This window comes from Streptomyces sp. NPDC042364, from assembly GCF_056437585.1.
In genome coordinates, this window is the sequence record NZ_JBWKAJ010000010.1 from 68,233 (window position 1) to 81,926 (window position 13,694).

At 71.7% G+C, this 13,694-nt stretch carries 13 protein-coding genes and 3 pseudogenes; 5 read left to right on the forward strand and 11 right to left on the reverse strand.

Going from position 1 to position 13,694, the window contains the following annotated elements; translation table 11 throughout:
- Positions 1–29: 29 nt before the first annotated feature.
- The 9 genes and pseudogenes from AC067N_RS21200 to AC067N_RS21240 all read right to left on the reverse strand — a co-directional run bounded on the left by AC067N_RS21200 (position 30) and on the right by AC067N_RS21240 (position 6,984).
- On the reverse strand, positions 30–347 hold the full coding sequence (locus tag AC067N_RS21200; RefSeq protein WP_478680434.1) for an RNase A-like domain-containing protein: 318 nt from the start codon (positions 345–347) through the stop codon (positions 30–32).
- A gap of 2 nt (positions 348–349) precedes the next feature.
- A complete protein-coding gene (locus AC067N_RS21205; RefSeq protein ID WP_478680435.1) occupies positions 350–1,057 on the reverse strand; it encodes a Fic family protein in 708 nt (235 codons plus the stop codon).
- On the reverse strand, positions 1,050–1,265 hold the full coding sequence (locus AC067N_RS21210; protein WP_478680635.1) for a hypothetical protein: 216 nt from the start codon (positions 1,263–1,265) through the stop codon (positions 1,050–1,052). Before AC067N_RS21210 ends, AC067N_RS21205 begins: the two co-directional genes overlap by 8 nt.
- Positions 1,266–1,458: 193 nt before the next feature.
- Positions 1,459–1,596, reverse strand: a pseudogene (locus tag AC067N_RS21215) (low temperature requirement protein A); the annotation flags it as partial.
- A 61-nt stretch (positions 1,597–1,657) separates the two neighbouring features.
- Positions 1,658–1,756: pseudogene (locus AC067N_RS21220) on the reverse strand (hypothetical protein); the annotation flags it as partial.
- A gap of 130 nt (positions 1,757–1,886) precedes the next feature.
- Positions 1,887–3,104 (reverse strand): hypothetical protein, encoded by a 1,218-nt coding sequence (locus AC067N_RS21225; protein WP_478680436.1) that lies wholly within the window; start codon positions 3,102–3,104, stop codon positions 1,887–1,889.
- Between the two features lie 139 nt (positions 3,105–3,243).
- Positions 3,244–4,188 carry an N-acetylneuraminate synthase family protein gene (locus AC067N_RS21230; RefSeq protein ID WP_478680437.1) on the reverse strand — a complete coding sequence of 315 codons (945 nt, stop codon included), beginning with the start codon at positions 4,186–4,188 and terminating at the stop codon, positions 3,244–3,246.
- 13 nt (positions 4,189–4,201) lie between these two features.
- Positions 4,202–5,587 carry a cytidylyltransferase domain-containing protein gene (locus tag AC067N_RS21235; protein ID WP_478680438.1) on the reverse strand — a complete coding sequence of 462 codons (1,386 nt, stop codon included), beginning with the start codon at positions 5,585–5,587 and terminating at the stop codon, positions 4,202–4,204.
- A gap of 35 nt (positions 5,588–5,622) precedes the next feature.
- A complete protein-coding gene (locus tag AC067N_RS21240; RefSeq protein WP_478680439.1) occupies positions 5,623–6,984 on the reverse strand; it encodes a DUF6716 putative glycosyltransferase in 1,362 nt (453 codons plus the stop codon).
- A 198-nt stretch (positions 6,985–7,182) separates the two neighbouring features.
- On the opposite strand from AC067N_RS21240, the gene AC067N_RS21245 reads away from it, so the two are divergent.
- The 5 genes and pseudogenes from AC067N_RS21245 to AC067N_RS21265 all read left to right on the forward strand — a co-directional run.
- Positions 7,183–8,160 carry a glycosyltransferase family 2 protein gene (locus AC067N_RS21245; protein WP_478680440.1) on the forward strand — a complete coding sequence of 326 codons (978 nt, stop codon included), beginning with the start codon at positions 7,183–7,185 and terminating at the stop codon, positions 8,158–8,160.
- The gene (locus tag AC067N_RS21250; RefSeq protein ID WP_478680441.1) at positions 8,157–9,491 is read left to right on the forward strand and encodes an alpha-2,8-polysialyltransferase family protein; all 1,335 of its coding nucleotides are present in this window, start codon (positions 8,157–8,159) and stop codon (positions 9,489–9,491) included. Before AC067N_RS21245 ends, AC067N_RS21250 begins: the two co-directional genes overlap by 4 nt.
- A 7-nt stretch (positions 9,492–9,498) precedes the next feature.
- Positions 9,499–10,668, forward strand: coding sequence for an acyltransferase family protein (locus tag AC067N_RS21255; RefSeq protein ID WP_478680442.1), 1,170 nt, complete (start codon positions 9,499–9,501; stop codon positions 10,666–10,668).
- 166 nt (positions 10,669–10,834) lie between these two features.
- On the forward strand, positions 10,835–11,764 hold the full coding sequence (locus AC067N_RS21260) for a class I SAM-dependent methyltransferase (RefSeq protein ID WP_478680443.1): 930 nt from the start codon (positions 10,835–10,837) through the stop codon (positions 11,762–11,764).
- 154 nt (positions 11,765–11,918) lie between these two features.
- A pseudogene (locus tag AC067N_RS21265) lies at positions 11,919–12,332 on the forward strand (aromatic-ring hydroxylase C-terminal domain-containing protein); the annotation flags it as partial.
- 470 nt (positions 12,333–12,802) lie between these two features.
- Here AC067N_RS21265 and AC067N_RS21270 read toward each other — a convergent pair.
- Together AC067N_RS21270 and leuE are read right to left on the reverse strand one after the other, a co-directional pair.
- A complete protein-coding gene (locus tag AC067N_RS21270; protein ID WP_478680444.1) occupies positions 12,803–13,018 on the reverse strand; it encodes a hypothetical protein in 216 nt (71 codons plus the stop codon).
- Positions 13,019–13,026: 8 nt separating this feature from the next.
- On the reverse strand, positions 13,027–13,671 hold the full coding sequence (gene leuE, locus AC067N_RS21275) for a leucine efflux protein LeuE (protein WP_478680445.1): 645 nt from the start codon (positions 13,669–13,671) through the stop codon (positions 13,027–13,029).
- Positions 13,672–13,694 lie beyond the last annotated feature (23 nt).

Sequence of the window (13,694 nt, forward strand, 5' to 3'; positions counted from 1 at the left end):
GCGGGTTCGCGCGACGTACCCCGGTGTGCCTACAGGTAGATCGGGAATGTGGCGTGGACCAGGAAGCCGTGGGGCCGACCGGTGTACCGCTTCAGGATCACCCGGGCCGCCCTGACGTCCACCGGCTGCCGCCCGGCCAGCATCATCGCCTGCAGCAGCACCCTGCCCACCGGCTCCTCCCGGGAGGGCCAGGACGCCTCGATGGTCAGCCGGGGACGCGTGGACTGGGCCAGCCAGCGGTGGATGAGCTGTTCGTTGGCGGTGACGACCTGCTGGGCGGCCCATTGGGCGGTTTCACGGTCGGGGTACGTCGAGGTCCTCGTACGGACGGGGAGTGTCTGGGCCACGGTTACCGCCTGGTGAGTGCGCTGGTGAACGAATCCGGATGCCGGGACGGGTGATCGGGGGTCTCCGCGAACGGTGTCGAAGCGTGCGGGCGTACGGGCCCGCGGCGCTGTGCGGCCGTGGCCAGAAGGTGGACGAGGCGGGCCAGTGCCCGTGCGCCCACGGGATCGTCGGCGTATCTCCGGACCTGGACGGGGCCGACCTCGTCCAGAAAGACCTGCTCACGCGCCAGTACGAACGCCATCGCGAGCAGGGCGGCCCGCCCGTTGCCGTCGTCGAACGGGTGGAAGAAGCACACGTCCAGGTAGGCCCGGGCCGCTCGGGCCGGCAGCGGGACGTCGGTGGCGGTGGCCTGCGCCAGGCAGCGGTCGAAGTCCCCGGGTGTTCCGGCATGCAGGCCGTACCGTTCACGTCCCCCCTTGGCGAAGGCGGGGAGGTCGCGGAAGGCGACGTCCCCGCGCCCGAGGACCGTGCGCTGCCACCCGGCCATGAGGTCGAAGCTCAGCGCTCGCCCGGCCGCGGCGTCTTCCTGGACCGACCGCCACGCCGTGCGCATCCGTTCTCCGCGCGTCGGGTCACCGGACTCGTCCCGCGCGACGGCGGCGTCGATCGCGTCGCGCCGCCCCCGGATCGGACCCGCCAGGTCCTCGGTCGCCTGGTTCCAGGCGACCTGCGCGCGCACGCTGAGCCAGGTCTGCAGATCGTCACGCACCGTGCTCTCCGAGAGCCTTCCGGGCACGGCCCAACGCGTTCTCATCAGGGGCGATCCAGCTCTCGAACGCCGAGTCCACGACGTCGTCCGCCAGTTCCTCGGCCTGGTCCGCCGGAAGACCGGTCGATTCCAGATACCACGTGAGCGCCTGCGAGCATGCGCCGCGCCATATCTCGCCGGCCCCGGTCTTCTCGACGACGAGTGTCACGACCGGCGCGACGGCTCGCTCGCGCAGCCGCCGCAGTTCCTCCTCGGGGACGTCCGGTGGCGGAGCGAACTCGGCGAACAGGGCGGCGAGTTCCTCCAGCCACGCCCGCCACTGGAGAAGCGCGCTGGTGCACGAAGAGCAGCGGGGCCGGGAAGCCGCCCGGGGCGTCGGCGTAGACGTCCGGGACCGTCAAGGAGACGATCAGAACCACGGCCATCACCGACACCAGGACCGCGAACATGCCGCCGAAGTCGGCCCGTACGACGTTGCCGAGCCAGGCGAAGCAGCACCAGCACCACCACAGGAGGGCCAGGAGGGCCAGGACGACCATGCCGCCCAGCAGGCGCAGGGCGGTGGGGTCGTGCCGCCACCAGGGCGGTGACCTGGGTGATCGCGTAGACGAAGACCAGGTCGAAGAAGAGTTCGGCGGGGGTGACCTTGTGGCCGTCCGCCGTCGGTGTCAGCCGCGCGCGTTCGCCGTGTGTCGTCATTGGTTCCCAACTCCCCCCATGGGGGCGGCACTTCGTGCGCACCCCATCCACGCGGCGATAACCGGGGAAGCCAGCGCTCCGGATGCGCCGGGACCGCGCGGTGCGGCGGCTGCTCGCGGCGGGACACCCACTAGATCGGCGCCACCGACGACAGGCGGTGTACGTCCCTCGCCGTGCCCGTGACGCCGGACAGGAAGCCCTGGGCGCGGGGGGAGGCGGTCTCGGTCAGCCAGCTGGGGTCGATGTCGCAGACGGCGACGCGTACGTCCGTGCCCGCCAGGGCCAGCGGCAGGGTGTGGACCACGGTCGACGGGAAGCTGAGGATGGTGCGGCCGATGGGGCCGCGGCGGGCGATCAGTTCGAGGGGGAGGTCGGGACGGACGATCTCCAGGCCCGTCTGGGCCGCGAGGGTGTGGAGCTTCTCCGGGCTCTCGCGGCGGTGGGCGAAGTAGCGGGTGGCGCCGTGCGCCGTGGCGAGGGATCGGACGGCTTCGAGGTAGCGGTCGCCGTCCACGACGCCGGTCTCCACCAGGGAGGTGCCGACGAGGTCCGCGCCCTTGGTGATGCCGGGCGGGCCGAAGCGGGACCGGGTCCAGGCGAAGTCGTTGGCGGTGACGGTGACCCCGTCGGGGGCCTCGTCGATCGGCATGGAGGAGAAGACCTCGACGCGCCGGCCGGCGGTCGGGGTCAGCCGTCTGCGGGCCCGGGCGGAGACCGGGGCGAAGACCAGGTCCCGCGGGCCGGGGCGGCCGCCCTTGCGGTGCCAGCGGACCAGGCGTTCGCCGCGGGCGAGTTGGGAGACGAACTCCATGGTGGCGGTGCCGTCGTCGACCACGACGACGTCCGGTGCCCTGGTGATCGTCAGGAGGAGCTGTACGTAGCGGGAGAAGGGGTCGCCCAGCACGACGCGGCGGGCGGCGCGCAGCAGCGGGGCGAGCCCGCCGACGGTGCGGAACGGGGCCGCCGTGCCGCCGCGCGCCTCCTCCCAGCGCACCTCGTGGCCCTCGTCCCGGGCCAGTTCAGCCATCCGGCGCAACTGGCCCCGGGTCATGGGGTCGTTGGGCGAGAGGACGACCAGGGCGAGCCCTGTGCCGGCCGCCCCGGCCGACGGGCCCACGCCGTAGGAGGCGGCGAGGCCGGCGGGTGCCCCCGTGCCGGAGGACGGCCCCGTGCCGGAGGACGGCCCCGTGCCGGAGGACGGCCCCGTGCCGGAGGACGGCCCCGTGCCGGGGGCCTGTGGCGTGCCGAGGGCGTGGGTGTGGGCCCACTCCAGCACGTTCAGGAGCTGTACCGGGCTCTCGACGAAGGCGAGAGTGTGGGGGCCGGCGGTTCCGGCACGGGGGCTCATCGACGTACGACCGTCGCTTCCGTGAGTACGGATCTTCTGGGGGGAGGGGCGGGTTTCGCTCGCCTGCGGGTGCAGGGTGCCGCTGCGCCCACCCGTGCCGCCCCGGCGGCACGACTGCCCGCAGCCACGTCGGTCGGGCTCAGACGCCGACCGGCTCGCCCGCCGCCGCCGCGATCTCCGCCTCGGCGACGACGCCGGTGACGCGGCGCAGCTTCTTCATGGGGCCGAGCTCGGAGTCGTAGACCTTCTTGACGCCGTCGCCGAGGGAGGCCTCGATGGTGCGGATGTCGCGGACGAGGCGCGTCAGGCCCTGCGGCTCGACGGAGGCTGCCTGGTCGGAGCCCCACATCGCGCGGTCGAGGGTGATGTGGCGCTCGACGAAGGTGGCGCCGAGGGCGACCGCGGCGAGGGTGGTCTGCAGGCCCGTCTCGTGGCCGGAGTAGCCGATCGGGACGTTCGGGTACTCGGCCTGGAGGGTGTTGATGACGCGGAGGTTCAGCTCCTCGGCCTTCGCCGGGTACGTCGACGTGGCGTGGCAGAGCAGGATGTTGTCCGAGCCGAGGACCTCGACCGCGTGGCGGATCTGCTTGGGGGTGGACATGCCGGTGGAGAGGATGATCGTGCGGCCGGTGGCGCGGAGCGCGCGGAGCAGCTCGTCGTCGGTCAGGGAGGCGGAGGCCACCTTGTGGGCGGGGACGTCGAACTTCTCCAGGAAGGCGACGGCCTCGGTGTCCCACGGGGAGGCGAACCAGGCGATCCCCTTCTCCTTGCAGTACGCGTCGATCCGGCGGTACTCGTCCTCACCGAACTCCACGCGGTGGCGGTAGTCGATGTAGGTCATGCGGCCCCAGGGGGTGTCGCGCTCGATGTCCCACTGGTCGCGGGGGGTGCAGATCTCGGGGGTGCGCTTCTGGAACTTCACGGCGTCGCAGCCGGCCTCGGCGGCGACGTCGATCAGCTTGAAGGCGTTCTCCAGCTCGCCGTTGTGGTTGATACCGATCTCGCCGCAGATGTAGACGGGCTGGCCGGGGCCGGCGATGCGCTCGGTACCGAAGGTGCGGAGGCGGGAGTTGATGGCAGACATGGCGACACGTTCCTTACTTGTCGAGGGGGTCGAGAGAGTCGAGAGAGGGTCCGAGGATCCAGCCGGCGATCTCTCGGATCGCGCCTTCGCCACCGGGGACGGTGGTGACCGCGCGTGCGGCGCCGCGCACGACGTCGTGGGCGCTGCCGACCGCCACGGGCCAGCCCACGAGGGCGAAGCACGGGAGGTCGTTGACGTCGTTGCCGACGTAGAGCACGCGCTCGGGCGCGATGCCCTGGTCCTCGCACCACTGCTTCAGGGCGAGGTCCTTCCGGTCGATGCCGTGGAGGACCGGGAGCTTGAGCTTCCGGGCCCGGGCGGCCACGACCGGGTTCTGTTCCGTGGACAGGATCAGCATCTTCAGGCCGCTCCTGCGGAGGGCCGCGATGCCGAGTCCGTCGCCGCGGTGCACGGAGACGAACTCCCGTCCGTCGGAGTCGATCAGCACCCGGTCATCGGTCTGGGTGCCGTCGAAGTCGAGGACTACGGCGTCGATGTCGTCGTAGGTGGGGAGGGCGCCGGGCCGGTTGGCGTCGAAGAGCGGCGCGAGGGCCTGGGCGCGGGCCAGGTCGTGCGGGTCGTCGATCTCCAGGACCCGGGCCGGGTCGGTGCGGACGAGCTCCGTACGGCCGAAGAAGCGGTGCCGGTGCTTGCGCAGTCCGGCCGCGTCCATGGCGTAGGCGGCGCCGGTCTCCAGGAGGTCCTGGGGGCGGTCCTGGCGGCGGGGCCGGAACGACTTGTCGTGGTTGACGCCGTAGCCGCCGTCGGTGTCCGCGGGCTCGGGGTGGCCGTCGCCCGTCGGCGCGACGCCGAGGCCGTCGGCGGCGCGGGCGGTGTCGGCCTCCCCGGGCCCGCCGTGCGCGACCGAGCCGCCGGCCGCCGACGCGCCGACGCGGCTGGTGTCGCCTCCGGCGAACTCGTCCGCGGTGTCCCGCCAGATGAAGCCGTGGAACGGGGCGACCGTCAGCGCCGTGTCGGCGCCGTGCTCGACGACGGCGCGGGCCACGCCGTCGATGTCCTCGCGGAGGATGAACGGGCTGGTGCACTGGACGAGGAGGACGACGTCGACGGCGGCGCCGTGCAGCGCCTCGTGGGCGTCGAGGGCGTGCAGGACGGCGGCCTCGGAGGTGGCGGTGTCGCCGGCGATGGCGGCGGGGCGCAGGACGACCTCGGCGCCGGACTCGCGGGCGGCGGCGGCGATGGCGTGGTCGTCGGTGGAGACGACGACGTCGGTCACCAGCATGGCGGCCCTGCACTCGCGGACCGCGCGGGCCACCAGGGGCACGCCGCCGACGGGGGCGAGGTTCTTCGCGGGGACGCCCTTGGAGCCGCCGCGGGCGGGGATCACGGCGAGGACGCGGCGTGCGGAGGTCGTTCGGTCCGCTTCCGGGTGGGGCATCGGCAGGGCTCCTTGCGAGGGCGACGGGTGGCGGCTCACAGCTCCCCCATCCGCCGGATGACGGGTGCGACGCGCTGCACCCCGTGCCGGTAGGCGCCGCGCGCCGCCCGGCGCACGATCTGCCGTACGGGCCCCGCCTGCCGGTCGGCGGCGGGCGCCCCCGGCAGCGGGCTGCCGTCGGGGCCGAGGTGGTGGCGGGCGAGGATGCCGGGCAGATAGCCGGGCGCGGTGACGGGGGTGTAGTACGGCGTGAGGGGCGGGAGTTCGGCGGCGACCAGCTTGGCGATGCGGTCGCGGGCGGCGTCGAAGGCGCTGGCGTACGAGCCTCCCCCGGAGGGGGTGCTCCCGGCGGCGACGCCCTGCCGGGCCACCCACTCGGGGTCGGGCGCCGGCTGGTGCCCGGCGTCCAGCTGGTCCCAGGAGGCCAGGCATCCGGAGCCCACGAAGTGGTGGTTGCCGAGCGCCTCGCGGATCCCGAGGTCGGTGAGGACCACGGTGGGGATACGGCGGTGCAGCGACTCCAGTGCGGCCGTGGAGCTGATGGTGACGAGCAGGTCGGTGGTGTCGAGGACCTCGCCCATGTGCCCGTAGACCAGGCGGAAGTTGGGCGGCAGATCGATCTTCTGCGCCAGCTTCTGGTAGGGCAGCTCCTCGATGTGCGTGGTGTGCTCGCCCGGCTTTGAGCGCAGCTTCAGCAGGACCTCGCGGTCCGGGTGCAGCCGGGCGTGCCGGATGAGCCGGTCCAGCAGGTACGTACGGTCCCTGCGGTTGTCCGGGACGGACGGCTGGACGGCGAAGACGACCGTGTAGGGCCTGCGCCCTTCCTCCGCGGAGGGGGCGTCCGCGCCCTCGTACGGCTTGCCGCCGAGGAAGGGCAGGGCGACTTCGGTGACCGAGGAGGCGTCGGCGCCGACCCCCTCGTACACGGCCCGGAAACGGTCGGCGTCCTGGCGGGAGTTGGCGAGGACGATGTCCGCGCCGTGCCGCAGCAGCAGACCGTCGGCGAGCTTCTCGTAGACGACACCGACATAGCCGGTGACGACCACGGGCCGCCTGCTCCGGGCTCCCCAGGCGTGCCTCAGACCGTGCAGCATCGCCTGGACGCCGCCGCCCACGAGGGCGAGCACGATGACGTCGTAGGACTCGGCCGCCTCCGGCGTGCCCAGGGCGCGCAGGAACTCGACGCCCGTCACCTCGCGCAGGGAGTCGGGGCGGACCCCGACCTCCTCGAGCTGACGGGCGGTCGGGGTGGCGCGGCCGCGCAGGAGGAAGCCGTCCAGGCGGATGTCCGCGCGCTCCGGGGCGAGGCGGTTCGCGGTGAGCGCGCCCCATTTCCACCGGGTGTCGGAATCGGCGAGGACGGCGACTCGCAGGCTGTTCGTAGCACTTGCTGGCACGTCGAAGACGCTAGGAAGGGATTTCGTTGATCGGCCCAACCCAAATGCAACAAAGGGTTAACAGCGCGTCGACGAATGGCGAATCGGGCCGCGGAACACCGGGAAATGCGCCTGGTTCACGGTACCGCCACGCGTCGTTCACCTGGCATCAAGCGCGTGGTCAAGACGAATGCCGGAGGGCCGCCTAACGTCACAGGGGTGGTCAAGCTCTCCGTCATCGTGCCGTTCTACAACGTGCAGCAATATGCGCCCGACACCCTGAAGAGCCTCAGAGCCAACGCGCGTGAGGACTTCGAATTCATTCTCGTCGACGACTGTTCGCGCGACGAGACACCGGACATTCTCACGCGCGCGGAGCGTGAGCTGCCGGGCGCCGTGTACGTCCGACACGAGCAGAACGGAGGACTGGCGACCGCGCGCAACACGGGTATCGACAAGGCCCGTGGCGAGTACCTGACGTTCCTGGACGGGGACGACTGGCTCGCCCCCGGCTACTACCCGCAACTCGTCTCCGCGATAGAGGAGTTGGGTTGTGACTTCGTACGCACGGACCATGTCCAGTGCACCGCGCGGGCCCGTTCGGTCCACCGGATGCCCATCGGGCGGCGGGGCGTGGTGATGAACCCGCGCGACGCGATCCTGCCGGCCGACCGCTCCACGTCGGTCGACTACGCGTACGCCTGGGCGGGCGTCTACCACCGCAGGCTGGTCGAGCGGGGGGTGCTGCACTTCACCCACGGGCTGCGTACGGCGGAGGACCGGCCCTGGATCTGGAAGCTGCACCGGGAGGCGGAATCCTTTGCGACGGTGGGCCTGCTGGGCGTCTTCTACCGGCGTGGAGTGGCCTCTTCGCTGACCCAGATCGGTGATGTGCGCCAACTCGATTTCATTCGCGCATTCGACCAGGTCATCGCGGAAACAGCGGAAGACCGGGACGCGGACAGACTTCTCCCCAAAGCCGTGCGCACATACTGCGCGATCATCTCCCACCATTTGGGATCCATCGAAAGGTTCGAGCCGGCGGTGGCACGGAAACTCAAGTCGATGAGCGCGGTCGCGTTGCGCCGAATGCCGCAGGACGTGCTGGACGAGGCGCTCGACTCCATGGACATCCAGCGCGCCACGCGACTGCGCCGGCTGCGCCGCCGTCCCGCCCCGGCGGGGGTCGCCGCGTGACCACGCAGATCTTCATGGCGTCCACGCTGTACGGCACGGCCACCCTGGCCGCCGCCCTGGACACCGAGTGCTTCCGCCCGGCCGACCGGCGCGTCCTGCTCATCTCCAACAACGCGGCGACGCCGGAGACGGCCCCCGCCCTGGACGGGATGCCCGGCTTCGAGCGGCTCCGGACCCGCTTCGACGACGTCATCTCCTGGAACGAGACCATCTCCCCCTTCCACCCCGGCGGCTGGTCCCCGCGCATGGACGACGTGCCCCTGTGGGAACGGCATCTGCGGCTGCTGTGGGGCCTCGGCGACGACGACGTCGAGCTGGCGGTGGAGTCCATCCAGGTGCACCCGGCACTCGGGTTCACCCAGATCTTCACCGGCGCGCCCGTCACCGTGTACGCCGACGGCCTGATGAGCTACGGCCCCACCCGCAACAAGCTCGACCCGCTGGTCGGCACCCGTATCGACCGGCTGCTCCACCTGGACCTGGTGCCGGGCCTGGAGCCGCTGCTGCTCACCGAGTTCGGCGTCCCGGCGGAGATCGTGCCGACGGACGCCTTCGTGAAGGTCCTCGCCGAGCTGGTCGACACCGGTGACGCGCTGCCCGCCGTCGAGGAGCCGGCGCTGCTGCTCGGCCAGTACCTCTCCGCGCTCGGCATCCTCACCGCCGAGGAGGAGGAGGACCTCCACGTACGGATGCTGAAGGGAGCGGTGGCCCTCGGGCACACCCGGGTGGTGTTCAAGCCGCACCCCAGCGCCCCGGCGCGCTGGTCGCACGGGCTGGAGAAGGAGGCCGAGCGGCTCGGCGCCGACCTCACGGTGCTCGACACGCCGGTCCTCGCCGAGGTGCTCTACCAGCGGATGCGTCCGGCGCTGGTGGTCGGCTGCTTCTCCACTGCCCTGCTCACCGCCTCCGCGCTGTACGAGCTGCCGGTGGCCCGCGTCGGCACGGGGACCCTGCTGGAGCGGCTCGCGCCGTACGAGAACAGCAACCGGGTGCCGGTCACCGTCGTGGACGCGCTGCTGCCGGAGCTGGGCGACCGGGCGGCGGTGGCCTCGCAGCAGCCGGGCATGAGCGTGGCCGACCTCAACCGGCTGGTCCGGGCGGTGGGGTACGCCATGCAGTCCAAGATCTACCCGTCGCTGCGCACGGAGGCCGCGTCGTATCTGGCGAAGCATCTGAGCACGCACACCCCGCGCTACTTCAAGCGGCGCCGGCTCACCTCGCTGGGACTGCCCGGCGGTATCCCGGTCCAGCTCGCGTTCATCCCGCGCAACGCGACCGTACGAAGAGTCGCGCGCCGGGCCCGGTCCCTGAAGCGGGCGACCCTGGGGTGAGCGCGGCGTGACCGCGAAGAGCACGACGCTTCCGACGCTCTCACCGGAGGCGGGCACCACCCCACGCACCACCCCCGCCTCGGCGCCGGGGACTTCGGGGGCGCGCGGCACGAGTCGCCCCGCGCCCCGGCTGTACGCCCTCGACGGGCTGCGGCTTCTCGCCGCCCTCTCGGTCGCGGCCTACCACTACGGGGGCCGCGACGGGGAGATCGGGAAGGCGTGGGGGGCCTCGCCCGCCGTGCAGTTCCCGACCGCGCACGGCTGGTTCGCGTACGGCTGGGCGGGTGTGCAGGCCTTCTTCGTGATCAGCGGATTCGTCATCTGCGCCAGCGGCTGGGGGCGTTCGGTCCAGTCGTTCCTCGCGTCCCGCGCGGCCAGGCTGCTGCCGGCGTACTGGGCGGCGGTCGTCCTCGTCGCGGCGGTCCTCGCCCTGCCGGGCGTGGCGTTCGCGCGGGTGTCGGCCAGCGAGTTCCTGGTCAACCTGACCATGCTGCAGATGCCGCTCGGCGCGGACCGCGTCCTCGGGGTGTGCTGGACGCTGTGGGCGGAGGTCCGCTTCTACGTCCTGTTCGCGCTGTGCGTCGTCCTGCCCGGGGTGACCCGGAGGCGGGTCATCTGGTTCTGCGGCGGCTGGACCCTGGCGGCGACCTTGGCCGAAGCATCAAGGGAACCGTTCCTGCAGCTGGTGCTGATGCCGGAGTACGCGTCACTGTTCATCGGCGGCATCGGTCTCTACCTGGTGCACCGGGACCGGCGGGACACCGTCGCCTGGCTGATCGTGGTCTTCAGTCTGCTGCTGAGCCAGTACCACACGGTCCGGGACATGTGGCACGCGCCGAACGACGCGTTCTTCTCGTACCGCCCGCAACCGGCCATCGTCCTCGCCGTCACCCTCGGCTTCGTCGCCGTCGGCGCGGTGGCGCTGGGCTTCCTCGACCGGGTGAACCGGCCCTGGCTGGCCACCGCCGGGGCGCTGACCTACCCCTTCTACCTGGTCCACGAGCACCTGGGCTGGCCGCTGGTGCAGGCGCTGCACCGGGGCCTGGGTCTGCCGTCCTCCCTGACACTCGCGCTGACCGTGGCGCTGATGCTGCTGCTCGCGTGGCTGCTGCACCACGCGGTCGAACGGCCGCTGCAGCCGCGGCTGCGCGCGTCACTTCAGGGACGCCGTCGTTGAACCCGAAATTGTCCCAGTGTTCACCCAGGTCAGCGGTTCGAAACGGCCTCCGCGGAGAGGCTCCGCAGCATCCTTGACCGGGTCGGGGGCTTCTCATAGGTTCCTGGCCCGTTCGCCTGTTCGCCTCGTCGACGCAAGAGAGTCTTCCGTCCTCATGACCTCTCACATGACCTCTGAACAAGGCACGATCCGGCCGCCCCGTGAACTCGACGACGTACCCGGCTGGTTCCCGGTGCTCGACCAGCTCCTCTTCAACTGGTTCCTCGACCGGCAGGAGGCCGCCGGTGTGCGGGGCGACCTCCTGGAGGTCGGCGTCTACATGGGCAAGAGCGCCATCTTCCTCGGCCGACACCTCCAGGAGGGCGAGTCCTACACGGTCTGCGACCTCTTCGAGAGCGACGCCCCCGACGACGCCAACGCGGCGGAAGCCACCAAGTCGTACCGCAGCACACTGACCCGGCGGGCCTTCGAGGCGAACTACCTCGCCTTCCACGACGCGTTGCCCCGCGTCCTACAAGGCCCCAGCTCGATCGTCCCCGGTGAGGTCGAGCCACGCTCGTGCCGTTTCGTGCACATCGACGCGTCGCACCTCTACGAGCACGTGCAGGGCGACATCACCGCCGCCCGCGACATCCTGCTCCCCGGCGGCGTCGTCGTCCTCGACGACTTCCGCTCCGAGCACACGCCCGGTGTGTCGATCGCCGCGTGGGAGGCCGTGCTCAACCGGGGCCTCAACCCCGTCTGCCTGAGCACCCAGAAGCTCTACGGCACCTGGGACGACCCCGAGCCGCTCCAGGAGGCCCTGCTGGGGATGGTCGCCGGGCGCGACGACTGCCACCTCAGCAACCAGCGGGCCGCCGGGCACCGCATCATCCGCCTCAAATCCAAAGGCATGAAGGCCCCGGCCTTCCCCAGGTCCCGCCACTGGACGGCCCCCGAGCCGACCGAACCGGCGGCCGCCATCGCCTCCGGGCCCCGGCCCCGCCCGGCCCCCGGCGGGGCCCGCCGGCTGGCCGTGGACCTGCTGCCGCCGGTGGTGACGAGGGCCATCCGGAAGGCACGGACGAGGAGGAGGCCGGGGAGGTCGGGGAGGTAGGGGGTCCTGGAGGTCGGGGTTCATAGGTGGGGGAGGGTTCGGGCGTGGATGAACTGGGGGCCGAGCGTGGCTGGTCGCGCGGTTCCCCGCGCCCCTTTCGGGGGCTGCGCCCCCTCAAGGCAAGCGGGTTTCCCGCTCTTCCGGGGGCCTCATGTCGGACGTGACGCTGCTGGACACCTACGAGGAGGAGCGGCGCCCGGTGGCCGCGGCCGTGCTCGGCCTGTCCACGCGGGTCCACCGGGGCGAGGAGCGCCGGGGCCGCGCCACCCGCCAGCTCGACCTCGGCTACCGGGGCTCCTCCCTCAGCGTCGACACCCGCGAGAACCTGCCCCCGGACGCGCTCCGCGCCGGGGACCGCGCGCCCGACGGACGGCGCGGCGGCGTACGTCTCTTCGACGTCTTCCACGGCCCGCACTGGACGCTGCTCACGGTCGGCACCAAGGCCGCCGACCTCCCGGAGCTGCGGGCCGTGCGACGGGTCCGCATACCGGCCTCCGAGGCGTACGGCACCGGCGTCTTCCTGGTCCGCCCCGACGGCTACGTCGGCTGGGCGGGCGAAATGGCGACCATTGCAGAAATGGTCGGCCTGTCCAACGCGACGAAGGTGCACCCGCACCGCCGCAAGCTAGTCGAGTACGGCTATCTCGCCGACACTGGTGCCCGCTCGGGCGCCGATACCGTCGTCTACTGCCTGACTGCCCCGGCCGAGGTGCTGGCAGCCGTCAAGGCCGGACCCGAAGCGCGCAAGCGCAGGAAGCCCGAGAGCGGCATCACGAAGGCCGCTACGGCGGACACGGCCCCGGCGGGTCACTCGGCTGGAGATCGGCCCCCCACGGACCCTACAGAGCCGATTGAACTCACTCTCGAACAGAAGGCTTGGTTTCTCGGCGGAGAGGAACCGGAGTCCTGGCCGTGGCGCGAGATTTCTTACGCCTCGGCCGAGCACGCCTATGGGCTTTACACCGGGCAGGTAGCCGCCTAGTACTCCTGCGGGTACGAGGGCTGCCCCCGTAGCGGTACGCACGGGTAAACCGAGAGTCAGGACGCCTCGGGGCTACGCACGGCCCTCACGGTGACCGGCTGCCGCTTCCGCCTGCCGGGGGTGCTGACAAGGGCAGAGAACGGGGTGACCTTGGAGGGCTCCTGAGACTCCTTCGGGAGCCGTTCAGGCAGGCCGAGGGCTCCTAGCGCCTCGCGCTGCTCCTGGAGGCTCATGCGGGCGAGCATGGCCGCAGCATCGTCAAGGTGAGACATGCAGCCCCCTACACGCTTGCCAGAGACAGCTTGACGGCGAACCCCAGGAAGAGCGCCCCGGCCGCCGAGGTGGCCCCCGCGCTGAGTGTCCTTCGACGACGGAACGCAGCAGCTAGACGAGACCCACCGAAGATGAGCGCAGACAGGTACAACACGCTTGCCAACTGGGCGAGTACGGCCAGGGTCAAGAACCCCATGAGCGGGTTGGACTCCGACACGAACTGCACGAAGAAGGCGACGAAGAAGAGGATCGCCTTCGGGTTGAGCAGGCTGATGACCAGTGCCCGCCGGAAAGGCCGTTCCCCCTCCACGTCCTGCCCGCCCGCCGCCTCGGCCACCGTCTGCCGGCGGCTGCGCCACATGCCCCACGCGGCCCGCAGCATGCCGACCGCGAGCCATGTCAGATATCCGGCGCCCGCGTACTTCACGATCCCGAACAGCACGGCGTTGGCCTGCAGCAGCGAGGCCACCCCCGCCGCCGACAGGGTCATCAGCACGGTGTCCCCGCACCACACGCCCGCCGCGGCCCGGTACCCCGTCCGTATCCCCCGCCGGGCGGCGACGGACAGCACGTACAGGGAGTTGGGGCCGGGCAGCAGGACGATCAGGACGAGGCCCGCCAGATAGGTGGGAAGGTCGACGACTCCGAACATGGGCCGCATTGTGGCACGGAGGT